General features: G+C 59.5%; 21 protein-coding genes. 12 read left to right on the forward strand and 9 right to left on the reverse strand.

Translation table 11 applies throughout. The features are described 5' to 3' along the window. The first annotated feature begins 202 nt into the window (after positions 1-202). From NYR50_RS10560 to NYR50_RS10585, 6 genes are all read left to right on the forward strand, one after another. Entirely contained in the window at positions 203-1,237 is a 1,035-nt protein-coding gene (locus tag NYR50_RS10560; protein WP_010972309.1) for a glutamine synthetase beta-grasp domain-containing protein, read from the forward strand. A 163-nt stretch (positions 1,238-1,400) separates the two neighbouring features. Further along, entirely contained in the window at positions 1,401-2,171 is a 771-nt protein-coding gene (locus NYR50_RS10565; RefSeq protein WP_418135905.1) for an SDR family oxidoreductase, read from the forward strand. Positions 2,172-2,202: 31 nt separating this feature from the next. Next, positions 2,203-5,601 carry an ATP-binding protein gene (locus NYR50_RS10570; RefSeq protein WP_418135906.1) on the forward strand — a complete coding sequence of 1,133 codons (3,399 nt, stop codon included), beginning with the start codon at positions 2,203-2,205 and terminating at the stop codon, positions 5,599-5,601. After that, positions 5,598-6,524, forward strand: a complete 927-nt coding sequence (locus tag NYR50_RS10575; protein WP_418135907.1) for a response regulator — start codon at positions 5,598-5,600, stop codon at positions 6,522-6,524. Before NYR50_RS10570 ends, NYR50_RS10575 begins: the two co-directional genes overlap by 4 nt. 267 nt (positions 6,525-6,791) lie before the next feature. Further along, entirely contained in the window at positions 6,792-7,340 is a 549-nt protein-coding gene (locus tag NYR50_RS10580; RefSeq protein WP_418135908.1) for an AAA family ATPase, read from the forward strand. Positions 7,341-7,424: 84 nt separating this feature from the next. After that, the gene (locus NYR50_RS10585; RefSeq protein ID WP_418135909.1) at positions 7,425-7,835 is read left to right on the forward strand and encodes a hypothetical protein; all 411 of its coding nucleotides are present in this window, start codon (positions 7,425-7,427) and stop codon (positions 7,833-7,835) included. 164 nt (positions 7,836-7,999) lie between these two features. Here NYR50_RS10585 and NYR50_RS10590 read toward each other — a convergent pair whose 3' ends face one another. The 6 genes from NYR50_RS10590 to NYR50_RS10615 form a co-directional block, all read right to left on the reverse strand. Then, the gene (locus tag NYR50_RS10590; RefSeq protein WP_418135910.1) at positions 8,000-9,118 is read right to left on the reverse strand and encodes a branched-chain amino acid ABC transporter substrate-binding protein; all 1,119 of its coding nucleotides are present in this window, start codon (positions 9,116-9,118) and stop codon (positions 8,000-8,002) included. A 118-nt stretch (positions 9,119-9,236) separates the two neighbouring features. Beyond that, complete coding sequence (locus NYR50_RS10595) at positions 9,237-9,590, reverse strand: DUF6867 family protein (RefSeq protein WP_006314983.1); 354 nt, start codon at positions 9,588-9,590, stop codon at positions 9,237-9,239. Positions 9,591-9,760: 170 nt separating this feature from the next. Next, positions 9,761-10,489 (reverse strand): ABC transporter ATP-binding protein, encoded by a 729-nt coding sequence (locus NYR50_RS10600; RefSeq protein WP_418135911.1) that lies wholly within the window; start codon positions 10,487-10,489, stop codon positions 9,761-9,763. Then, positions 10,489-11,379 carry an ABC transporter ATP-binding protein gene (locus NYR50_RS10605; protein ID WP_174009214.1) on the reverse strand — a complete coding sequence of 297 codons (891 nt, stop codon included), beginning with the start codon at positions 11,377-11,379 and terminating at the stop codon, positions 10,489-10,491. Before NYR50_RS10605 ends, NYR50_RS10600 begins: the two co-directional genes overlap by 1 nt. Next, complete coding sequence (gene livM / locus NYR50_RS10610; RefSeq protein WP_006314980.1) at positions 11,379-12,776, reverse strand: high-affinity branched-chain amino acid ABC transporter permease LivM; 1,398 nt, start codon at positions 12,774-12,776, stop codon at positions 11,379-11,381. The genes NYR50_RS10605 and livM overlap by 1 nt, the downstream gene beginning before the upstream one ends. A gap of 4 nt (positions 12,777-12,780) precedes the next feature. After that, the gene (locus tag NYR50_RS10615; RefSeq protein WP_006314979.1) at positions 12,781-13,683 is read right to left on the reverse strand and encodes a branched-chain amino acid ABC transporter permease; all 903 of its coding nucleotides are present in this window, start codon (positions 13,681-13,683) and stop codon (positions 12,781-12,783) included. Positions 13,684-14,031: 348 nt separating this feature from the next. On the opposite strand from NYR50_RS10615, the gene cysQ reads away from it, so the two are divergent. From cysQ to NYR50_RS10635, 4 genes are all read left to right on the forward strand, one after another. Then, positions 14,032-14,826 (forward strand): 3'(2'),5'-bisphosphate nucleotidase CysQ, encoded by a 795-nt coding sequence (cysQ, locus tag NYR50_RS10620; protein WP_174009225.1) that lies wholly within the window; start codon positions 14,032-14,034, stop codon positions 14,824-14,826. A 344-nt stretch (positions 14,827-15,170) separates the two neighbouring features. Further along, on the forward strand, positions 15,171-16,211 hold the full coding sequence (locus NYR50_RS10625; RefSeq protein WP_418135912.1) for a DUF2793 domain-containing protein: 1,041 nt from the start codon (positions 15,171-15,173) through the stop codon (positions 16,209-16,211). 191 nt (positions 16,212-16,402) lie between these two features. After that, positions 16,403-16,678, forward strand: a complete 276-nt coding sequence (locus tag NYR50_RS10630) for a DUF1153 domain-containing protein (RefSeq protein ID WP_004430042.1) — start codon at positions 16,403-16,405, stop codon at positions 16,676-16,678. A 220-nt stretch (positions 16,679-16,898) separates the two neighbouring features. Next, positions 16,899-17,180 (forward strand): GNAT family N-acetyltransferase, encoded by a 282-nt coding sequence (locus NYR50_RS10635; protein ID WP_035216209.1) that lies wholly within the window; start codon positions 16,899-16,901, stop codon positions 17,178-17,180. A 240-nt stretch (positions 17,181-17,420) separates the two neighbouring features. Here the strand turns inward: NYR50_RS10635 and NYR50_RS10640 are convergent, their stop codons facing one another. Both NYR50_RS10640 and NYR50_RS10645 read right to left on the reverse strand, forming a co-directional pair. Continuing rightward, a complete protein-coding gene (locus NYR50_RS10640) occupies positions 17,421-17,624 on the reverse strand; it encodes a DUF1059 domain-containing protein (protein ID WP_418135913.1) in 204 nt (67 codons plus the stop codon). A gap of 288 nt (positions 17,625-17,912) precedes the next feature. After that, on the reverse strand, positions 17,913-18,263 hold the full coding sequence (locus tag NYR50_RS10645; RefSeq protein WP_080807312.1) for a flagellar export protein FliJ: 351 nt from the start codon (positions 18,261-18,263) through the stop codon (positions 17,913-17,915). A gap of 480 nt (positions 18,264-18,743) precedes the next feature. Between NYR50_RS10645 and ctrA the strand changes: the two genes are divergently transcribed. Together ctrA and NYR50_RS10655 are read left to right on the forward strand one after the other, a co-directional pair. Further along, positions 18,744-19,448, forward strand: coding sequence for a response regulator transcription factor CtrA (gene ctrA, locus NYR50_RS10650; protein ID WP_006314973.1), 705 nt, complete (start codon positions 18,744-18,746; stop codon positions 19,446-19,448). A 131-nt stretch (positions 19,449-19,579) separates the two neighbouring features. Further along, the gene (locus NYR50_RS10655; protein WP_418135914.1) at positions 19,580-20,095 is read left to right on the forward strand and encodes a GNAT family N-acetyltransferase; all 516 of its coding nucleotides are present in this window, start codon (positions 19,580-19,582) and stop codon (positions 20,093-20,095) included. A 49-nt stretch (positions 20,096-20,144) separates the two neighbouring features. Here NYR50_RS10655 and NYR50_RS10660 read toward each other — a convergent pair whose 3' ends face one another. Then, positions 20,145-21,191: an alpha/beta hydrolase family protein gene (locus tag NYR50_RS10660; protein ID WP_418135915.1), complete on the reverse strand. Its 1,047-nt coding sequence runs from the start codon at positions 21,189-21,191 to the stop codon at positions 20,145-20,147. Positions 21,192-21,293: the final 102 nt, after the last annotated feature.

A 21,293-nucleotide genomic window follows, 5' to 3' on the forward strand; every position in this document is an offset into this window, starting at 1 on the left:
TGCAACAGAAGCGGGCATCGCCAATATTGCAGCCCTTGCGCGCCAAGGCCCCTGAAAGATTTTTCGAAAAAATCGGCTGATATCGCCAATCTGGCACGCGGCATGCATCTAAGGGGTCAGCCCTTGAACGCGAATGTGCTTCCGGTGGCAAAAGCCACGGCAAGCCTCAAGGCTTCGCATTGTTACCTATGAGAGGTTCGTAATGACTAAGTTCAAACTCGAGTACATCTGGCTGGACGGATACAAGCCGGTCGCAAATCTGCGCGGCAAGACACAGATCAAGGAATTCGATGAATTCCCCACACTCGAGCAGCTGCCGCTTTGGGGTTTTGATGGCTCCTCCACCCAGCAGGCCGAAGGCCACTCGTCGGATTGCGTGCTGAAGCCCGTTGCGATCTACCCGGATCCGGCCCGCACCAACGGCGCGCTCGTCATGTGCGAAGTCATGATGCCCGATGGCGTCACCCCGCATGCATCGAACAGCCGCGCCACGATCCTCGAAGACGAAGATGCATGGTTCGGTTTCGAACAGGAATATTTCTTCTACCAGGACGGCCGCCCGCTCGGCTTCCCGGAACAGGGTTACCCCGCTCCGCAGGGTCCGTATTACACCGGCGTCGGCTTCAAGAACGTCGGTTCTGTTGCCCGCGAAATCGTTGAAGAGCACCTCGATCTCTGCCTCGAAGCCGGCATCAACCATGAAGGCATCAACGCCGAAGTGGCCAAGGGTCAGTGGGAATTCCAGGTATTCGGCAAGGGCTCCAAGCGCGCCGCCGACCAGATCTGGATCGCCCGTTACCTGCTGCTGCGTCTTTGCGAACAGTACGGCATCGACGTTGAATTCCATTGCAAGCCGCTCGGCGATACCGACTGGAACGGCTCCGGCATGCATTGCAACTTCTCGACCAAGTTCATGCGCGAAGTTGGCGGCAAGGACTATTTCGAAGCCCTCATGGCCGCTTTCGCCAAGAACTGGCAGGAGCACATCGACGTTTACGGTCCGGACAACCATCTGCGCCTGACCGGCAAGCACGAAACCGCTCCGTGGAACAAGTTCTCCTATGGCGTGGCAGACCGTGGCGCCTCGATCCGCGTTCCGCACTCCTTCGTCAACAACGGTTACCGTGGTTACCTCGAAGACCGTCGTCCGAACTCGCAGGGCTGCCCTTACCAGATCGCTTCCGTCGTTCTGAAGACGATCGCTGAAGTGCCGCTCGCAAAGTCGGCTGCTGCCTGATAACTTAAGGCATGGCGTCGCCCGCAACCGGGCGACGCCATTTTTATGTCCACCGAACGGACAGGCCCGACAGGCGACCTTTTCGCCCTCTGCCCCGCCCGTCATATTCTTCCTTAGGCGCAAACTCGACGAAGTTGCAGCACGTCAAGCAAGAAGGTGAGCGATGGGCATTCTCCAGAAATTCTCTCTTCAAAACCGCACCGCCATCATCACCGGCAGCGGTCGTGGCCTCGGTTTCGAAATCGCCAAAGCCTTCGCCGAGGCGGGCGCCCATGTGTGGCTGACCGGCCGCAACGCCGAGACGCTGCAACAGGCGGTCGACACGCTGCGCAAGGCGGGCGGAAAGGCCGATTATGCCGCCTTCGATATTGCCGACACGGCTGCAGGCAGCGCCCTTGTCCGCCGCATCATGGATGAGGCCGGCCATCTCGATATTCTCGTCAACAATGTCGGCGCGCGCGACCGCCGCCCGCTTGCCGAATTTACCGACGACGACGTGCTGGAGCTGATCCGCACCGACCTAACCTCCTCCATCTCGCTGTCGCGCGATGCCGCAGAGGCGATGAACACCAACGGCTACGGCCGCATCATCACCATCACTTCCATTCTCGGCCATATCGTCCGGCCGGGCGATGCGATCTATCCCGTCGCCAAACAGGGGCTAACAGGGCTGATGCGGGCGATTGCCGTGGAATATGGCGCGCGCGGCATCACCAGCAACGCCATCGCGCCCGGCATGTTCGCGACAGAAACCAATGCCGCCCTTGCCGAAAATCCTGACATGCTGGCCTTTGCCAAGCTGCGCGTGCCGCTGGAGCGTTGGGGCAGGCCGGATGAAATCGCCGGAGCTGCCCTGTTTCTCGCCAGCGACGCGGCCTCCTTCGTCAACGGCCACATATTGACGGTGGACGGCGGCATGTCGGTGCGGCTGTGAGAAGCCCGTTGCGGAAAGGCGCTCGATAGCCATGGCCGCACGGCAACGCATCATCCCCGTCAGGCGCGAATATAACCGCTGGGTCGCCAACCAGACGCTGGAAGATTATGCGCTGCGCTTCACCGCCAAAAGCGCCCGGCAATTTTCCTCCAACCGCATTTCCCACACGGCCATCGGCGCGATTTCCTTTCTGGCGCTGGAAGCCATCGGCGGCGCCATCACGCTCTCCTACGGCACCACCAACGCCTTTTACGCCATCATCGTCGCGGCCGTCGCCATGCTCGCCGTCGGCCTGCCGATCAGCCGCTACGCCATCCGCCACGGCGTCGATATCGATCTTTTGACGCGCGGCGCAAGCTTCGGTTATATCGGCTCCACCATCACCTCGCTGATCTATGCCGCCTTCACCTTCATGCTCTTCGCCATCGAGGCGTCCATCATGTCCGGCGCGCTGGAACTGGCGCTCGGCATACCGCTCTGGATCGGCTACATCATCTCCGCCGTCATGGTCATTCCGCTCGTCACCCATGGCGTGCGGCTGATCAGCCGTTTCCAGATCATCACCCAGCCCTTCTGGATCGTGCTGAACATCCTGCCCTTCATCTTCATCGCCTTGATGGACTGGGAAAAATACGATCTGTGGCGGGCCTTCTCCGGCATTCACCATGCCTCCGGTCCACCGGGCACGGTGGCTGACTTCAATCTGGTCGAATTCGGCGCGGCGTCTGCTGTCATCCTGGCGTTGATGTCGCAGATCGGCGAGCAGGTGGATTTCCTGCGCTTTCTGCCCGCCGAAGGCCAGAGCCGGTTGCGCCACCGCATCGCCGTGTTTCTGGCAGGTGCCGGCTGGGTGGTCGTCGGCGTGCCGAAGCTGCTCGCCGGCTCCTTCCTCGTGGTCCTCACCTTCAGCTCCGGCGTCTCTGTGGACCGCGCCGCCGATCCGGCGCAGATGTATCTCACCGCCTTCGGTTACATGATCCCCAACGAGACGGCGGCCATGCTGCTGATGGTCGCCTTCGTGGTCGTCTCGCAGCTGAAGATCAACGTGATGAACGCCTATGCGGGTTCGCTCGCCTGGTCGAATTTCTTCTCGCGCCTCACCCACAGCCACCCCGGGCGCGTCGTCTGGCTGGTCTTCAATGTGGCGATCGCGCTGCTTCTGATGGAGCTCGGCATCTACCGCCTGCTGGAAGAAACGCTCGGCATCTTCTCCATCATCGCCATGGCATGGCTCTGCACCATCTCGGCCGATCTCTTCATCAACAAACCGCTTGGCCTTGCCCCGCCCGGCATCGAATTCAAGCGCGCCCATCTCTACGATATCAACCCCGTCGGCGTCGGCTCCATGGCGCTTTCAGCCACCATTGCGCTCATGGCGCATTTCGGCACCTTCGGCCCGCTCGCTGCCTCGCTGGCACCCTATCTGACGCTCATCGTCGCCTTCATCGCCTCCCCCGCCCTCGCCTTTGCAACCAAGGGCAAGTTCTATCTCGCCCGCAAGCCGCGCCAGAAATGGCGGCAGGAAAGCAGCATCACCTGCTCGATCTGCGAACACCCTTTCGAGCCGGAAGATATGGCGTGGTGCCCGGCCTATGCCGCGCCGATCTGTTCGCTCTGCTGCTCGCTGGACAGCCGTTGTCACGACATGTGCAAGCCCAAGGCGAAGCTGAACTATCAGGTGGCAAGCGTCGCAAAAACCTTCCTGCCCCGGCAACTGGTGGCAAAGCTCGCCACCCGACTCGGACGGTACGGCATGGCGTCAGCCATCGCCGTCACCGCGATCGGCGGCATATTGGCGCTGATCGCCCATCAGGTCGGCACCGCCTCGCCGGCGACGGCTGACGTGGTGAACCGCACCATCCTCATCGTGTTTTTCGTCTTTGCCGTCATTGCCGGCATCGTCTGCTGGTTCCTTGTGCTTGCCCATGACAGCCGGGTGGTGGCGGAAGAGGAATCCTCGCGCCAGAACACGCTGCTGCTGAAAGAAATCGCCGCCCACAAGAAGACCGATGCCGCCCTTCAGGACGCCAAGGAAACGGCTGAGGCTGCCAACCGTGCCAAGAGCCGTTATGTCGTCGGCCTCAGCCATGAACTGCGCACGCCGCTGAACGCCGTTCTTGGTTACGCCCAGATTCTCGAGCGCGACGAGACCATTCCCGCCCCCCGGCAATCGGCCATCAAGGTCATCCGCCGCTCCGCCGATCATCTGTCGGGCCTGATCGACGGGCTTCTCGATATCTCCAAGATCGAGGCCGGCCGTCTGCAGGTCTATTCCAACGAGATCAATATCAAGGACTTCCTCGATCAGGTCGTTGATATGTTCCGCCCGCAGGCGCAGGCCAAGGGGCTGGAATTCCGCCACGAGCGCACCGCCGCTCTGCCGCAATATGTCCGCACCGACGAAAAGCGGCTACGCCAGATCCTCGTCAACCTGCTCTCCAACGCCATAAAGTTCACCGATGAGGGCAGCGTTACCTTCGATGTCGCCTATCGCAGCCAGGTGGCAAGTTTCACCGTGTCCGATACCGGCCGCGGCATTGCCGAAAAAGACCTCGCCCGCATTTACGAACCCTTCCAGCGCGGCGAGGCCGAAAGCGTGCGGCCAATGCCGGGTCTCGGCCTCGGGCTTACCATCACCAGGCTTCTGACCAACACGCTCGGCGGCGAAATTTCCGTCTCCAGCGAAAAAGACGAAGGCTCCACCTTCCGCGTCCGCCTGATGCTTTCCGCCGTCCACCGGCCAAGCACCGCCCCTGCGCCGGAAAAGACCATCCGCTCCTATTCCGGCCCACGCCGCACCATCGTCGTGGTGGACGACAACGAGGACCACCGCGAGCTGATGCGGCAGGTGCTCTCGCCACTGGATTTCGTGGTGCTGACCGCCCAGAGCGGACCGGAATGCCTGACGCTGATCGAAGGCGTGAAACCCGATCTTTTCCTCATCGATATTTCCATGCCCGGCATGACCGGCTGGCAGCTTGTGACAAAACTTCGCGAGGCGGGCCAGACCGCCCCGCTCATCATGCTCTCAGCCAATATCGGCGATGGCGCCGTCGCGGGCGCCGGCGAAGATAACCACAACGACGCCATCGCCAAGCCGGTGGATATCCGCCACCTTTGCGACAGGCTTGCGGTGCATCTCGGCCTGAAATGGATTTACGAGACGGATATGCCGCCACCAGCCGCGCCACAGCCCGCACCGCAGATCATCCATCCCGGCGCTATCCATATCCAGGATTTGCAGCGGCTCGGCGAAATCGGCTACATACGCGGCATAGAGGCGAAACTTGCCGATCTCGCCCGCAACACGGACAATCTGCCCTTCACGCAGGAGCTCGGCACCTATGTGCAGGCCTTCGATCTCACGGGTTATGCCGATTTTCTCAAGCGTTTTGCGGATAACAACAACATAGGGGACGGCAAGGCATGAGCGGTCAGGCAGCGGCTCCAAGAGATATCGTCCTGCTGGTGGATGACAGCCCGGAAGCGCTGGGGTTCCTCACCGATGCGCTGGAACAGTCAGGTTTTTCAGCGCTGATCGCCACCTCGGGACAGGCCGCCCTCAACATTGCCGAACGCATCACCCCCGATATCATCCTGCTCGATGCCGTCATGCCAGCCATGGACGGTTTCGAGACCTGCCGCCGGCTGAAGGCCAATGCGGCGGTGGCGCAGGTACCTGTCATCTTCATGACCGGGCTGACGGAAACCGAACATGTGGTGCGGGCGCTGGAGTCCGGCGGCGTCGACTATCTGACGAAGCCGATCAACATCGATGAGCTGCGCGCCCGCATCCGCGTACATCTCTCCAATGCCCGCTCCGCCCAGAGCGCCCGCGTGGCGCTCGATGCCGCCGGCCGCCACCTGCTCGCCGTGCGCGCCAATGGCGCGATCCATTGGTCCACCCCACAGGCAACGCGGTTGGTCAATGCCGCCACCGGCCGCGATGACGGGCTGGAGATCGTCGTCGCCCATATTTCCGGCTGGCTGAAGGAGCGCGCGACGGTGGATGCCGCCCGCGACACGCCGCTGACGATCACGCAAGCCGGGCGGCCCGCTTTGCAACTCTCCTTCCTCGGCGCCATGGGGCCGGACGAATATCTCTTCCGTCTGACTGCCGCCAATGAGAAATCCGACGACAATCTGCTCAAGGACCACTTCGCCCTGACGACGCGCGAATCCGAAGTGCTGTTATGGATCGCCAAGGGCAAATCCAACCGCGACATCGGCGAAATCCTCGGCCTTTCCGCCAGAACCGTGAACAAACATCTGGAACAGATATATGTGAAGCTCGGCGTGGAAAACCGTGCTTCGGCGGCCGTCAAGGCGGCGCATGTTCTGCATCAGGGGTGAATTCCAACGCCTTATGTACTAGGCTGCTGCTGACATCCTTCCGAGCACTCGCTTTCAGGCGAGCCCGCGCCACTTGTTTCTTCTCCCCGAGGGGGAGAAGTCCGCGGCAGCGGGATAAGGGGGCGACGGTAGATATATCCGGAGAGCTAGCCCCCTCATCCGACCCTTCGGGCCACCTTCTCCCCGGCGGGGAGAAGAAACAAGCGGCCACCTATTCCCCCTCAATTCCCCCGCTCCACCTGATCCCCAACACAGGAATAAACACCCATGAACCGTTTCATCATCCTTTCCGGCTGCTCCGGCGGCGGCAAATCCACCCTGCTTGCCGAACTTGCCCGGCGCGGTTTTGCCACCGTGGAAGAGCCGGGCCGCCGCATCGTCATCGAGGAAACCCGCGATGGCGGCGTGGCCCTGCCTTGGATCGACATGCAGGCTTTCGCCCGCCGGGCCATCGCCATGGCCCTCGAAGACCGGCAGGTGACCCCAAAGGATGGCCTCGTCTTCTTCGACCGCGGCCTGATCGACGCCGCCTCAGCACTTCACCATATAAGCGGCGATCACTTCATCGATACGCTGCGCCATGCGCACCGCTATAATTCTCTGGTCTTCCTCACCCCACCCTGGCCGGAAATCTACCACGGCGATGATGAGCGCAAACACGGTTTCGATGCGGCGGTTGAGGAATATGAGCGCCTGGTTCGGGACTATGCCCGGCTGGACTATGAAACAGTGATAGTGCCGAAGCTGAGCGTTGGCAAGCGCGCAGACTTCCTGCTTGAAAAGCTTGTCGAGCAAACCTTGCCTGGAAATATTTGACTTTACCGCATCGCCAGAATTAGGATAACTATTATAAAATCGCCGAATTACTAAAACTATATTACAATAATAATTGGATTTAGCATGGCGTATATAAGAATTTTATCAACAATACTTATATTTATCACTATTCTTGGTTCCGCCTTCTCTTTTGAGAAAAATAACGCCATTTCAGGAACTTGGCGACAGGTGCGATCCAACTCCGGAGAGTGCGGAAAGTGCTCGATCACCATCCAGCAAATGGACGATACTTTTGAGGTCGTCTCGAATAATGGTTGGCGCGCTACCGTGAAACCGACAGAGCCGTTTTCAGACAGGGAGTTGCCTTCATTTCTGGGTTCCGGAGTGTGGCGGCGCGACCAAAACGGCAGAAGCAGTGAAACCGTCCTCAAAGCCGTGTTCGTTTACGACAAACGCCATCTCCATCTCACAATGATCCTCAAGGCAGCCTCCGGGGAGGCGCAAAAAATCGACGTTAGTTACCGAAGAAATTAATATAGCTTCCTTGCGCCCATGCCGAATTTTGGTAACGGGCTGTTCCGATCGACATGAAAAATCCCCGGCACAGAGTGCCGAGGATCGTATCGATACGAGGACCGCACCGTTCAGCTCTCAGCCCGGCATCGCTGCCGGGCTTCGATAGTGTATCGCTGAAAGGCTTAGCTGCCCTGCTGGATGTAGGTGAACTTGCCGTCCGGACCCTTCTTCCATTCGTACATGACGTAGCCGGGAAGCTTCGGGTCGCCCTTCTCGTCGAAGGAGATTTCGCCGAGTGCGGTCGGGAAGGAGCCTTTCTTCAGGGCTTCGGCAACCTTTTCCGGCTCGATGGAACCGGCGGCCTTCGCGGCGCCCGCAATCGCCTGCATCGCGGCATAGGAGTAGAGCGTGTAGGCTTCCGGGTTGAAGCCGGCGGCCTTGAACTTCTCTACCAGTTCCTTGTTTTCCGGGCGCAGTGTCGGATCGGGGCCGAAGGTGTTCAGCGTGCCTTCGACGGCGTCGCCGGCGATGGAGGCAAGTTCGTTCGAGACGATACCGTCGCCCGAAACGAGCTTGGCCTTCAGACCCTGGTCAGCCGCCTGGCGGATGATCAGGCCGGCTTCGGTGTGCAGGCCGCCCCAGTAGATGATGGAAACGCCGGCTTCCTTCATCTTCGAGATCAGCGCGGAGAAGTCCTTGTCGCCGACGTTGACGCCTTCATACATGACCTCGGTTACGCCGGCAGCATTGGCAGCCTTTTTGGTTTCATCGGCAAGACCCTGACCATAAGGCGTCTTGTCGTGAATGATGGCGACCTTGGCGTCCTTGAAATGATCGGCCAGGTACTTGCCGGCGATGCCGCCCTGCTGGTCGTCACGGCCGCAGGTGCGGAAGGTGTTCCACAGGCCACGCTCGGTAAAGACCGGGTTGGTCGCAGCGGGCGTGATTTCGAGAATGCCGTTTTCGGCGTAAACTTCCGATGCCGGAATGGAAACACCCGAGTTGAAGTGACCGACAACGAATTTCACGCCGTCAGCAACGAATTTGTTGGCGACCGAAATACCCTGCTTGGGGTCGGATACGTCGTCGCCCAGCACGATCTTGATCTGCTCGCCATTGATACCGCCGGCGGCATTGATGTCTTTCGCAGCCTGTTCGGCACCCTTCTGGATCTGAGCGCCGAAAGCAGCGTTCGGGCCGGTCAGCGGTGCGCCGACAGCGATCACGACATCGGCCCAGGCCGAACCGCCAAACGCGACCATGGCGGTCAGCGCAACAGCGGAAAGAAGAGACTTCTTCATTACTTTAACTCCCAGTTCCTTGGATGGGTTGATTGCAAGGACCTGTTCGATACCCACCTTAACCGAACAGAAACCGTTCCACTCTGACGAGCATTGTGCAGCCGGAAAAATCCGCCTGTCAATCTTTCTTCTTGTAGGAAAATGCCGACGTCCGGTCGTAGAGCCAATAGTAGTTATTGACCATCTGGCTTGTCCGGCGCATGCGGAAACCGATGCTGGAAAAGACCAGAAGAAGAACGACGTCAAACACGTAATAGAAGCCGTTGATGAACGGCCCGTTGAAGAGCGCGTAATGCAGAAACCGCATGACGAGCCCCAATGCCAGCGTATAGATCACCACACGCGTATAATCGCCCCAGCCATCGGCGACGGATTTGCCCGTGCGCCACGCCGTCCAGAACCCCAAGAGAACAACCAGTGCGCGCAGAACGTAACGCACGCCGTTATCGGTTTCGAAAAAAAGGCCCTGCATCTCTTTCCCCATCAGTGCCGGGCTGGAACGCCCTGGCCCTGCCTTGTCTGTCGTCCCGTCGTTTTCCCGCCGGGCATTTTATTGTTTGCGTCCCGCCGTCGGCACCAGGGCCGCGGCAGGTTGCGGTTTGCAGTCTTGCGCCGCAAAATTTCCGGCGCAAGTAAAATCTTTCAGTGCCGCCCGCCTTCCAGATAGGCGGCGCGCACCTGCGGATCGGCGAGCAGTTCTCTGCCCGAACCGCTCATCGTCACCTTGCCGTTGACCATCACATAAGCGCGGTCGGAAAGCTTGAGGGCGGCAAAGGCGTTCTGCTCCACCAGGAAGACGGTCAGCCCCTCTTCCTTGTTCAGCTTCTTGATCGCCTCGAAGATGCCCTTGACGATCAGCGGCGCGAGACCGAGCGACGGCTCGTCGAGCAGAAGCAGCTTCGGCCGTGCCATCAGCGCGCGGCCGATGGAGAGCATCTGCTGTTCGCCGCCGGAAAGCGTGCCGCCGCGCTGGCTCTGGCGCTCTTTCAGGCGCGGGAACATCACGAAGATCTTCTCGACGTCTTCCTTGAAATATTTCAGATTGTCGAGATTGGCGCCCATCTGCAGATTTTCCAGCACCGTCATGCGCGGAAAAATCCGGCGGCCTTCGGGCGACTGGGCGATGCGCTTGCGGGCAATGAGATGCGTCGGCAGCTGGGTAATGTCCTCACCGTCGAAGATCACTTGGCCGGTACGCGCCTGCGGGCTGCCGCAGATGGTCATCATCAGCGTCGATTTGCCGGCGCCGTTGGCGCCGATCAGGCTGACAATTTCACCCTTGTTGACTTCGACATCGACACCGGCCAGAGCGCGGATATTGCCATAATAGGTTTCGACACCCTGAACTTTGAGAAGCGTTTCACCGGACATCAGGCCGCTCCTCCGTCGAGTTCTTCCGCAATCACGTCTTCCACTTCATCATCCTCGACACCAAGATAGGCGGCGATGACCTTCGGGTCGTTCTTCACATGGTCCGGCGTGCCGTCGGAAATCTTCTGGCCATATTCCAGAACCACGACATGGTCGGAAATCTGCATCACAACGGACATGTCATGCTCGATCAGGAGCAACGACGTGCCTTCGTCGCGTATGCTGCGCAACAGCGTGTTGAGCGCCAGCGATTCCTTCGGGTTGAGGCCGGCGGCCGGCTCATCGAGGCACAGAAGTTCAGGCCCTGTGCACATGGCGCGAGCGATTTCCAGACGGCGCTGCGCGCCATAGGGCAGATCACCGGCCGGGTCGTCGGCGCGGTCGATCAGATCGGCCTTTTCCAGCCAGTACTTGGCTTTCTCGATCGAGCTAGCGACCGCTCTTTTGTAGGCAGGGAGACCGAGAAGACCGAGAATGGTGTAACCCGAGGCCTTCATCAGCGCATTGTGCTGCGCCACCAGCAGGTTTTCCAGAACAGTCAGGCCTGAAAACAGCCGGATGTTCTGGAAGGTGCGTGCCACCTTCGCCTTCTTGGTGATCTCGAAATCCGGCAGGCGCTCGAGAAGATGCGCCTCGCCGTTTTGCTGGCGCATGGTGATCATGCCCATCGTCGGCTTGTAGAAGCCGGTGATGCAGTTGAAAACCGTGGTCTTTCCAGCGCCGTTCGGGCCGATCAGCGCGGTGATCTCACCGCGCTTCGCCTCGAAGGAGAAGTCGTTGATGGCCATCAGGCCGCCAAACTTCATCGAGAGATGTTCGACCTTGAGGATCGTGTCGCCAGTGGTATTGCCGGTCGTATTGGATGTCATGTTCATCGTTCCGGAAGCCATCAACCGTGACCTTCCTTGGTAAAGCTGCCGGACACGGCCTTGCGCTCCCTAAGGAAGGCCGTGGGTTCACGCGAGCCGACGAAGCCGCGCGGCTTGAACAGCATGACGATGACCATGGCGAGGCCGAAGAGCAGCATGCGGTAAAGTTCCGGCGTGAAATCGGGCCCGAAGACATGCTTCAGGAACTCCATTTCGCGCAGAAGCTCGGTGCCGCCGACCATGACGAGCGCCGCAATGGCGATACCCGTCAGCGAGCCCATGCCGCCGAGAACGACGATGGCGAGAATGACGGCAGATTCGAGGAACACGAAGCTTTCCGGCGACACGAAACCCTGACGCGCAGCGAAGAACGAACCGGCAAAACCGCCGAACATCGCGCCCGTCGCAAAGGCGGTGAGCTTGGTGATGACGGTATCGATGCCGAGCGAACGGCAGGCGATTTCATCTTCACGCAACGCTTCCCATGCGCGGCCGATCGGCATGCGGCGCAACTTGATGGTGACGTAAGCCGTCAGCATGCACAGAAGCAGGATCACGTAGAACAGGAAAATCTTGTAATAGGCCGACGACATCGACAGGCCAAAGACCTTGGCGAAGTTGTTGGGCGCGCCGACATCGAAGGACCAGATGCCGAAGACGGACGCCTTGGCGATGCCGGAAATACCAAAGGTGCCCTTGGTGACGGCCGTCCAATTCAACAGCACGAGACGGATGATTTCACCGAAGGCAAGCGTGACGATCGCCAGATAGTCGCCGCGAAGACGAAGCACCGGGAAACCGAGGATGACGCCCCAGAAGCCGGCAAGAATACCGGCAACCGGCAGAAGCACCCAGAAGGACAGGCCGAACTGGCTGGAAAGCAGCGCGTAGGAATAAGCGCCCACCGCATAAAAGGCCACATAACCGAGATCGAGCAGGCCAGCGAGACCGACGACGATATTGAGGCCCCAGGCCAGCATCACGTAGATCAGGATCTGGATGCCGAAATTGTCGACGAATTTCAGCGAACCCTGAAAACCGAAAAGCTGCACGGCAATCACGGGATAAAGCAGCAGCAGAACCAGCGCGAACTTCAGGAAGTGCTTATGGAAAAAGCCTTTTTCTTCGGAGATTTCCAGCACGCCGCTTTTGGCCTTGGAGAGCTTGCGCCGATCCAGCGACGGCTTGATGAAACCGACCACAAGAAAGCGGCCAACGGCGGCGACAGCGACGAAGATCGCCAGCAGCCCCCAGCGGGTGCCCCAGATCAGCTGGTTGTTGATATCCTGATAGGTGATGATGCCGATATAGAGAATGAACATGCCGAACGAGATGACGCCGGCAATCAGGCCCTCCTTCACGGCCGTCGCCATCAGGCTCGGGCTGGAAGCGGCATTTTCGGAAGCGATATTGGTCATGGGATCACACCTTCTCGACTTCCGGACGACCCAGAATACCGGTCGGCTTGAAGATCAGCACGAATGCCAGGATGCCGAATGCCGCAACATCCTTGTAGGCAATGGAGAAATAGGCCGACCACAGCGATTCGATGAGACCGATCAGCAGGCCACCGAGAACAGCGCCCGGAAGCGAGCCGATACCGCCGAGGACGGCCGCGGTGAAGGCCTTGACGCCGGGAACGAAGCCGTCGCTGAACGAGGCAACACCGTAATACATCAGATACATGGTGCCCGCGACCGCAGCCAGCGCCGCACCCATGATGAAGGTAATGGAAATCGTCTTGTCGACATCAACCCCCAGAAGGGCGGCCATCTTGCGGTCCTGCTCGGTGGCGCGCTGCGCCCGGCCGAGCGGGGTCTTGTTGACGATATACCAGAAGGCGAAAAGCAGTACCGAGGTAACGACCATGATGATCAGCTGCTTCAGCGACACGGTGATGGCGCCGAAATGATAGCTTTCCGTCACCATGGAGGGGATCGGCTTGTTGCGCGGGCCCTGGGTGACCTGAATGAAGTTGGACAGCGCGATCGACATGCCGATGGCAGTGATCAGCGGCGCAAGGCGGAAGGAACCTCTGAGCGGGCGGTAGGCGACGCGCTCGATCACCCAGTTCCACAGGCCGGTCATCAGCATGGCGACGATCATCATCAAAAGCAGAAGAAGCGCCACCGGAATGCCGGCGAAAAACGATGTTGCGATCAGAAATACGATCAGCGCGGCAAAGCCGCCAAGCATGAAAATATCGCCATGGGCGAAGTTGATCATGCCGATGATGCCGTAAACCATCGTGTAGCCGATAGCGATGAGGCCATAGATCGATCCAAGAGTCAGCCCGTTGATGAGCTGCTGGATAAAATACTCCATGTCTTTCCCCCGGGTATGGCCTCAAATGGGCCACGCCTCGTTATGTTAATTATAGGGAAGCCATTAAAAGCTGACCCCACTACCAAAATGCATATCGTGTTCGCTAAAAATGTGAAGTCAAAAACGGGCAATCCTGCACAAAATTTGGAATTTCCACATGGACTGCCGCTTTCCCGGTCAAAAGAGCCATGATTTTGGCAGGAAGTGCTGAAAAAATGGCGGTCGATACCTATTTTAACATTGTCCAATGCCTTTATTTGACGGGCAGCGGACAAAGGAGTAGCGAAGATCGAAATGGCAAAACCCCGTTACGGGATGCCCCCGTCGCCGGATGGCTGTGGCAGAGAGATGATCGACATATTGACGACAGCGGCGCTGGACGCCGGACAGGCGATCATGGCGGTTCACCGTGCGGGCCCGCATGTGTCCTACAAGGATGACTGCTCGCCGGTGACCGAAGCCGATCAGCGCGCCGAGACGATCATTCTCGCGGCGCTGGCTGCGCATTTCCCTCAAATCCCCGTGGTTGCCGAAGAGGCCGTGTCGAACGGCATCCTGCCGGAAACCGGGGCGGAGTTCTTTCTGGTCGATCCGCTTGACGGCACGAAGGAATTCATTTCCGGCAAGGACGATTTCACCGTCAATATAGCGCTCATCCGCAATGGCGTGCCGGTGGCCGGCGTTGTCTACGCCCCCTGTCGCGGCCAGGCATGGACGGGCAAGGACAACGCCGCCGAAAAGCTCGCAATATCAGGCGACGGCGCGATCCTGTCGCGCCACCCGATCCGCGCCCGCCGACGCGGCGCTTCGCCTGTGGCGCTGATCAGCCGCTCGCATTGCACGGCAAAGACGGAAGCCTTCGTGGCCGAACACGGGCTGAAGGACTGTATCTCGGTCGGTTCATCACTGAAATTCTGCATGCTGGCGGAGGGTGCCGCCGATATCTATCCCCGCTTCAGCCGCACCATGATGTGGGACACCGCCGCCGGCGACGCCGTACTGCGTGCCGCAGGCGGCCGCACACTCGATTGCGACGGACAGCTTCTTGCCTATGAAGTCAGGGGCGATGGCGAGGATGCGCTGGCCAATCCGGATTTTATTGCCGAAGGGGCGATGGCGGTAGTGGCAGATCACGCGGGGTAATACTCGCTTTGCCGTCTGCTGCGGCTCTTTGCGACGCGTGGCATTTGTTGAGCTTCAGAGTATGCCGCTTACCCCCCTCTGCCCTGCCGGGCATCTCCCCCTCAAGGGGGGAGAGCGGCAAGGCGCGCTTTCACCACTCCATCCTCAGACATCGCCGCGAGTCGATCTCCCCCCTTGTGGGGGAGATGTCCGGCAGGACAGAGGGGGGTAAGCGGCAAACGCCGAAGCCCCAAGACACGCCTATTCCAGCGCCCCAAAAAATAATCCCTTCCCCCTTCATCCCCACCCCCCGCCACCGCATCACAATGCCCCGCGAACCAACGCAACCACGCGGAAGGCACATCATGACGGAACAGACGGCAAGACTTCGGCTTCCCTATATCCTGCCCTCGCAGGCCCAGAAACACGTCACCCACAATGAAGCCCTGCAAAGGCTCGATGCGATCGTGCAACTCGTCATCAGGGCCACAGTCACCGCACCGCCCGAAAATGCAGCGGAAGGAGAGTGCTTCCTCCTCTCGGCCGATGCCACGGGCGACTGGGTCGGCAAGGGCGGCAGGCTCGCTTTCCGGCAGGATGGCGCGTGGCTTTCAATCACCCCTCAGCCCGGCTGGACGGCATGGTTTGTGACCGAGGCCAGATACCGGGTGCTGCAGGACGGGAACTGGCGCGACATGCCGCTGCCAACCAGCGGCCGGCTGGAAAGGCTGGGTATCGGCACGGATGCCGATGCGAACAATCGCATGGCGCTCGCCTCCCCCGCCAGCCTCTTCACCCATGCACAGGATGACGGCAGCCACCGCCTGACGGTCAACAAGGCGGGCAAAGCCGATACTGCCTCGCTGCTGTTCCAGTCGGGCTGGAGCGGCCGGGCGGAACTGGGCCTTGCCGGCAGCGACGGCTTTTCCATCAAGACCAGCCGGGATGGCACATCCTGGCACACGGCGATTTTATGCAGCGGCGATGGCCGGGTCTCGATGCCGAACCGCCCGCTTGCCGTCGCCGGCCTGCCGGCGGGCACGACGAAACCTGCCAACGGCTCCGCCGCCGGTTTTTCCGTGCTCACCATCGCCGAGGGCGGTTTTGCGCTTGGTGATGCGGTGAGCGGCGGCGGGCGGGACCTCGTCATTCCCGCCAAGGGACTTTATCTCGCCATGCTGTCACTGGCTGTCGTCACCTCCTCCGGCCACCGGGTGACGCTCGGCGTCAATGGCGCTGCGGCAAATTTCAGCATCGCCGGCAATGCCTCAAGCGCCGGCACCACGCAGTCGGCAACCGCGCTTCTTCTCCTCGATGCCGGCGACCGCCTGCGGCTGCACCATGAGGGAACGGTGGAATTGACCCAGGGAGGCGGGAAAACGTGCCTGTCGCTTGCGGCATTGTGAGGAAAACAACCGATGAGCGAGAAAAATTGCGATTTTTGGAAAAATTTTTTCCCGGCAAAATAAGGCGACTCGAACAAATCAGGCGAAACCGTTCAAATTCTTAATAAATTGTCACGACCTGCTTAGGCAATTTTTAAAGGTACGGGGCTAAAGTTCCCGTCATATGGTCTTGAGTTTGTATAGAGTGTCCAATGACCGAAATGATACGCCCACGAGTTAAATATGTCATCGGCCCCGATGGCAGCCCTCTGACGATTGCGGATCTTCCGCCTGCCAATACCCGTCGCTGGGTCATTCGCAGAAAGGCGGAGGTGGTTGCAGCGGTACGCGGAGGACTATTGAGCCTCGAGGAAGCCTGCGAGCGTTATACGCTTACCGTCGAAGAATTCCTGTCCTGGCAGTCCTCGATCTCCGATCATGGCCTTGCCGGCCTGCGCACCACGCGCATCCAGCAATATCGCCACTAAACCAGTGCGCTGGCGCGGCGACGCGCCCAAACCGAACTTCCAAAACGCCCCGTCGTATCGACGGGGCTTTCGGTTTGATTTTGGATTTCCCCTGAAAATTGCCCGACACAGCCGGTGACTGTCACCGGTTTGTGTCCACTGCGTTCGCTATCCCGCTGTTTCAATTCAGGCGCAAGCCGTTACATTGGAAAAAACGAACAGTAATGCGAAGGCAGAGATCATGGATATCAAGACAACCGAAACCGGATCGCGCGGTGAATATTCGGCAACCATCGACGGCCACAAGGCCGAGATGACCTATTCGCGCACCTCCCCTTCCCTCATCATCATCGACCATACCGGCGTGCCCGATGCGCTGCGCGGCAAGGGTGTCGGCCAGGCGCTCGCCGCCCATGCCATCGATGAAGCGCGGAAGGGCGGCTGGAAGATCATTCCGCTCTGCCCCTTCTTCAAGGCCCAGACCCTGCGCCATGCCGACTGGGCGGATGTTATCCAGGGGTAAGGGCGCTTCATTCTGTAAAAGGGCAGAATATTCGCAAACGTCGCGGCATATTTCTTCTCCCCGAGGGGGAGAAGGTGGCCCGAAGGGCTGGATGAGGGGGCTAGCTCTCCGAGTATCTCTACCCTCATCCCGCTGCCGCGGACTTCTCCCCGGCGGGGAGAAGGAACAAGCGGCATACGACCGGTCTCTCGCAGCCCCTTCCCATATTGTGCCATTCATCAATACGCGTCGAGCCTCCCGTCACGCCACCTTCAGCGGCGGCGTCCCGGCATGCATGCTCCGGCGCACTTCCTCACGGAATTCGAGCGTATCCTGCGCGCCGTGCACCGCAACGGCGTGCTGCACGGCCGCTTCCAGAAGCTCTTCCTGAGAATCGGCGGAGATGGCGATCGTGCATTTGCTGTCACTGGGGAATTCACGGCAATCGATAAATTGGCGGGCCATTTTTTCCTCCCTGCATTGCCGCCCGCACCCGCACGGGGCGCGTGCGCGTAAAAGCCTCCGGCTCATGGTCGGAACCCCCTCAAATTACGCCTTTCCCCGACCCCGGACAATCGAAATCGGGGTCGCCTCCCGGCGGGAGACACCGGCTACGCAGCAAAGCAAAAAGGCCGCCCTTGCGGAGCGGCCTTTTTAGAAAAAATGCATGGGCGTCCTGTCATTGAAAGCCGCCTCCTGATCCACCGGCAGCCGTCAATGACGACGATCGTTCATCTGGTGTCGCGCCAATCCTCAGGCGCGGGCGCGGATCGCTCCGTCGCGGTTTTCCAGCGCCGCGGCCTTTTCATATTCGGCCTGCACCTCTTCCAGCGAAGCTTCCGCCGCTTCCTGCTGGGCCTTCAGTTCCCGGATCGAGACCTGAAGATTATCCGCCCGCTGGCGCGCGGCCTTGGCAAAGGTCGGATAGGCGAAATGCGTCGGATCGCTAATGCCCGACTTGCTTTCCTCCAGCGAGATCTGATGCACCAGTTCCTTTGCCATTCGCTCGAATTCGGACATCATCTGCTGCAACTGGTTAAGCTGCCGACGTTTTTCGTTGACCTGAAATTCCTTCAGGCGAACCAGGCTGTCACGCGACTTCATACGCAATACTCCATGGATAGCGAGACCCGGATCAAAAAGGCACTATGCCCCCTGATCGGCCCGTTTAACCCGCCCGTTCAACCGGCCGGGTTAACCCGTTGTGCCGGAATGATTCCTAAAAGTTACCCGACGTTAATAAAAAACCGCCGTCGTTAACCTTTCGTTTACGGGCATCGTTAATGATAAACACGATCATTTAAGGGTCGGTAAATGCCAGGTCCAAAAAAATGGGCCAGACGATGTAAGAGTCGATTGAATCACTTAGCGGGAAATCCTCACGTTAAGCTTCAATTTTGGCGATGGTGGATTCACGTGCAAAAACAGCGAAATGCCTTGTTTGCTTAATAAATTCGATACACCTTGCCAAAGGCAATTAGAATTTGTTAACCATTTGGTGGCAGCCTGCAAATCAGGCAACGTCTGGATCCGCATCGCGCGAGGCAATGATTTACCGGTTCGCGGGCGGCAAAGGGGATAATTATGCGGGTTCTACTGATTGAAGACGACAGCGCAACAGCGCAGAGCATTGAACTGATGCTCAAGTCGGAAAGCTTTAACGTCTACACGACCGACCTCGGTGAGGAAGGCGTCGACCTTGGCAAGCTTTACGACTACGACATTATTCTTCTCGACCTCAACCTGCCCGACATGTCGGGTTACGAGGTTCTGAGAACGCTTCGCCTCTCCAAGGTCAAGACGCCGATCCTCATCCTGTCCGGCATGGCCGGCATCGAGGACAAGGTGCGCGGCCTCGGCTTCGGCGCAGACGATTACATGACGAAGCCGTTCCACAAGGATGAGCTTGTTGCCCGTATTCACGCCATCGTCCGCCGTTCCAAGGGCCATGCGCAGTCGGTCATCTCCACCGGTGAGCTGATCGTCAATCTCGATGCCAAGACGGTTGAAGTGGGCGGTCAGCGCGTTCACCTGACCGGCAAGGAATATCAGATGCTCGAGCTGCTTTCGCTGCGCAAGGGCACGACGCTGACCAAGGAAATGTTCCTGAACCACCTTTATGGCGGCATGGACGAGCCGGAACTGAAGATCATCGACGTCTTCATCTGCAAGCTGCGCAAGAAGCTGGCAAATGCCGCCGGCGGTGCAAACTACATCGAAACCGTCTGGGGCCGCGGCTATGTTCTGCGCGAGCCGGATGGCGCTGCGGAATTCCTCGAAACCGCCTGATCCAATAGGGTACAGGGCAGTTTTTAAAAGACCCGCTGGCGACAGCGGGTTTTTTGTTGCTCATTCCTATACCTGTCACAGGAATGAGCAAGAGAAAGACCCAGCCACGCATCGCCAAAGGACGCCGGTCTATGAACCACGCAATCCCAACCCTCCGGACCGAACGCCTGATATTACGCCCACTGGCCATGGCGGACTTCCCCGCCTATCGGGATTTCATGGCGTCACCGCGCTCCACCGGCGTCGGCGGCCCCTATGACCTGCCGTCGACATGGGGTGTATTCTGCCACGATCTGGCCAACTGGCACTTCTTCGGCCATGGCGCCTTGATGATCGACCTTGGCGAGACGGGTGAATGTATCGGCCAGATCGGCATCAATCACGGCCCGCTCTTTCCCGAAAAGGAACTCGGGTGGCTGCTTTACGAGGGTCATGAAGGCCGGGGTTATGCAGCAGAAGCCGCAGTTGCACTGCGCGACTGGGCTTTCGAGACCCTGAACCTGCCGACACTGGTCAGCTACGTCTCGCCGCAAAACCGAAAATCGGCGGCCGTCGCCGAACGAATCGGCGGCACTCTCGATCCGTCGGCTCCACGCTCCGACCCCGAGGACCTCGTTTATCGTTATCACCAGGTCAAGACCGCCTGAAAGTCGTAAGGTTTCGGGGCCGCCACAGCCCCGAAGCGCTTCAAAAGTCTTAACGCATTTCCGCTTTCAGGAAGCCAAGGATTGCGTCGGCAATCTCTGCATGAAGGGCAGCACGGTCCCTGCCGCCGCCATCGCGGCAGACGAACCCTTCGCCCGGCGAAAGCTCCTCCACGATTTTTTCGCCGTTCGGCTTGCAGATCTGCATGAAGCTGAAATGGCTGGCATCCGGTATTTCCCGGTAAATGCGCGTCGCCTTGGGCAGATACCCGGCAATATAGTCCGAATCGGCCTTGATGGCGGCGATCTCCGGGGTCTCCACGCCTGCGGCCAGAACCAGAACCGGCACCTTCACCTGCTGCAGCGTCTCCGGCAGAAAACCGGCAGCCGGCCCGAGATCGAGCGCAATCACGGCACGGATGCGGGCATCGCGCCAATCCATCGCCAGACGCGGATCGGCCTTGCCGCCACCGACAATGCCAACCTTGCCCAGCAACCGCGGCGCCTTGCAGTGCGGCGGCAGCTTCTCCGTGTTGCAATCCTTCAGCGCAAGATCGGCGCTGTAACGGGCGCCTGCCAGCTCCATCGCGGTCCAGCCACCGAGAGAATGGCCGATCACGGCGATTCGCTGGCTATCGATCCTGCCCGCAAGATCATCAAGATCAAGCAATGCCGTCAGCGTTCGGCTGATGTCGCGCGGTCGCTCCCATAACGGAACGATCTCGGTCGCATTGGCCTCGGTAAATGATTCGCCGTTATGGTCAGGGGCAGCCACCACATAACCCTGCTGGACAAGCTCGCCGGCAATCCAGTTGAGATTACGCCAGCTTCCGCCGAAACCGTGCGATAGCAGGACAAGAGGGCGAGACCCCGCAAGCAATGGCGCACCCGGCTGCACTTCAAGGCCATAAAAGGCAGCGTTTTTTCCCACGGTCTCGGTTTTGCCCAAGGGTGCGGACGGATACCACAGGGATATGGTGAGCGCACGCCCGCCGGCATCAACAGGCAATTCCGTCTGTTTGAAACCGATGGCGCCGTCCGCCATCGCGGCACGAAGGGTGGAAAGGACGACGATTACCGTCAGAAGAAAGAGACGCATGAGAGGCTCCAGGAGTTGACATGGCCAACCCTTGCCTCAAACCGCCATTTACCGAGACCTTGAACAGGTTTCAGCACGTTCTGAAACCTGTTCAAGGTCTCC

Source organism: Agrobacterium sp. El2ro-1b (assembly GCF_048298475.1).
Taxonomy (GTDB): domain Bacteria; phylum Pseudomonadota; class Alphaproteobacteria; order Rhizobiales; family Rhizobiaceae; genus Agrobacterium; species Agrobacterium fabrum.

Excerpts from the sequence above, each read along its gene's own strand:
- NYR50_RS10560 (WP_010972309.1), top strand. The coding sequence starts at position 203 with ATGACTAAGTTCAAACTCGAGTACATCTGGCTGGACGGATACAAGCCG.
- NYR50_RS10565 (WP_418135905.1), top strand. The coding sequence starts at position 1,401 with ATGGGCATTCTCCAGAAATTCTCTCTTCAAAACCGCACCGCCATCATC.
- NYR50_RS10570 (WP_418135906.1), top strand. The coding sequence starts at position 2,203 with ATGGCCGCACGGCAACGCATCATCCCCGTCAGGCGCGAATATAACCGC.
- NYR50_RS10575 (WP_418135907.1), top strand. The coding sequence starts at position 5,598 with ATGAGCGGTCAGGCAGCGGCTCCAAGAGATATCGTCCTGCTGGTGGAT.
- NYR50_RS10580 (WP_418135908.1), top strand. The coding sequence starts at position 6,792 with ATGAACCGTTTCATCATCCTTTCCGGCTGCTCCGGCGGCGGCAAATCC.
- NYR50_RS10585 (WP_418135909.1), top strand. The coding sequence starts at position 7,425 with ATGGCGTATATAAGAATTTTATCAACAATACTTATATTTATCACTATT.
- NYR50_RS10590 (WP_418135910.1), bottom strand. The coding sequence starts at position 9,118 with ATGAAGAAGTCTCTTCTTTCCGCTGTTGCGCTGACCGCCATGGTCGCG.
- NYR50_RS10595 (WP_006314983.1), bottom strand. The coding sequence starts at position 9,590 with ATGCAGGGCCTTTTTTTCGAAACCGATAACGGCGTGCGTTACGTTCTG.
- NYR50_RS10600 (WP_418135911.1), bottom strand. The coding sequence starts at position 10,489 with ATGTCCGGTGAAACGCTTCTCAAAGTTCAGGGTGTCGAAACCTATTAT.
- NYR50_RS10605 (WP_174009214.1), bottom strand. The coding sequence starts at position 11,379 with ATGGCTTCCGGAACGATGAACATGACATCCAATACGACCGGCAATACC.
- livM (WP_006314980.1), bottom strand. The coding sequence starts at position 12,776 with ATGACCAATATCGCTTCCGAAAATGCCGCTTCCAGCCCGAGCCTGATG.
- NYR50_RS10615 (WP_006314979.1), bottom strand. The coding sequence starts at position 13,683 with ATGGAGTATTTTATCCAGCAGCTCATCAACGGGCTGACTCTTGGATCG.
- cysQ (WP_174009225.1), top strand. The coding sequence starts at position 14,032 with ATGATCGACATATTGACGACAGCGGCGCTGGACGCCGGACAGGCGATC.
- NYR50_RS10625 (WP_418135912.1), top strand. The coding sequence starts at position 15,171 with ATGACGGAACAGACGGCAAGACTTCGGCTTCCCTATATCCTGCCCTCG.
- NYR50_RS10630 (WP_004430042.1), top strand. The coding sequence starts at position 16,403 with ATGACCGAAATGATACGCCCACGAGTTAAATATGTCATCGGCCCCGAT.
- NYR50_RS10635 (WP_035216209.1), top strand. The coding sequence starts at position 16,899 with ATGGATATCAAGACAACCGAAACCGGATCGCGCGGTGAATATTCGGCA.
- NYR50_RS10640 (WP_418135913.1), bottom strand. The coding sequence starts at position 17,624 with ATGGCCCGCCAATTTATCGATTGCCGTGAATTCCCCAGTGACAGCAAA.
- NYR50_RS10645 (WP_080807312.1), bottom strand. The coding sequence starts at position 18,263 with ATGAAGTCGCGTGACAGCCTGGTTCGCCTGAAGGAATTTCAGGTCAAC.
- ctrA (WP_006314973.1), top strand. The coding sequence starts at position 18,744 with ATGCGGGTTCTACTGATTGAAGACGACAGCGCAACAGCGCAGAGCATT.
- NYR50_RS10655 (WP_418135914.1), top strand. The coding sequence starts at position 19,580 with ATGAACCACGCAATCCCAACCCTCCGGACCGAACGCCTGATATTACGC.
- NYR50_RS10660 (WP_418135915.1), bottom strand. The coding sequence starts at position 21,191 with ATGCGTCTCTTTCTTCTGACGGTAATCGTCGTCCTTTCCACCCTTCGT.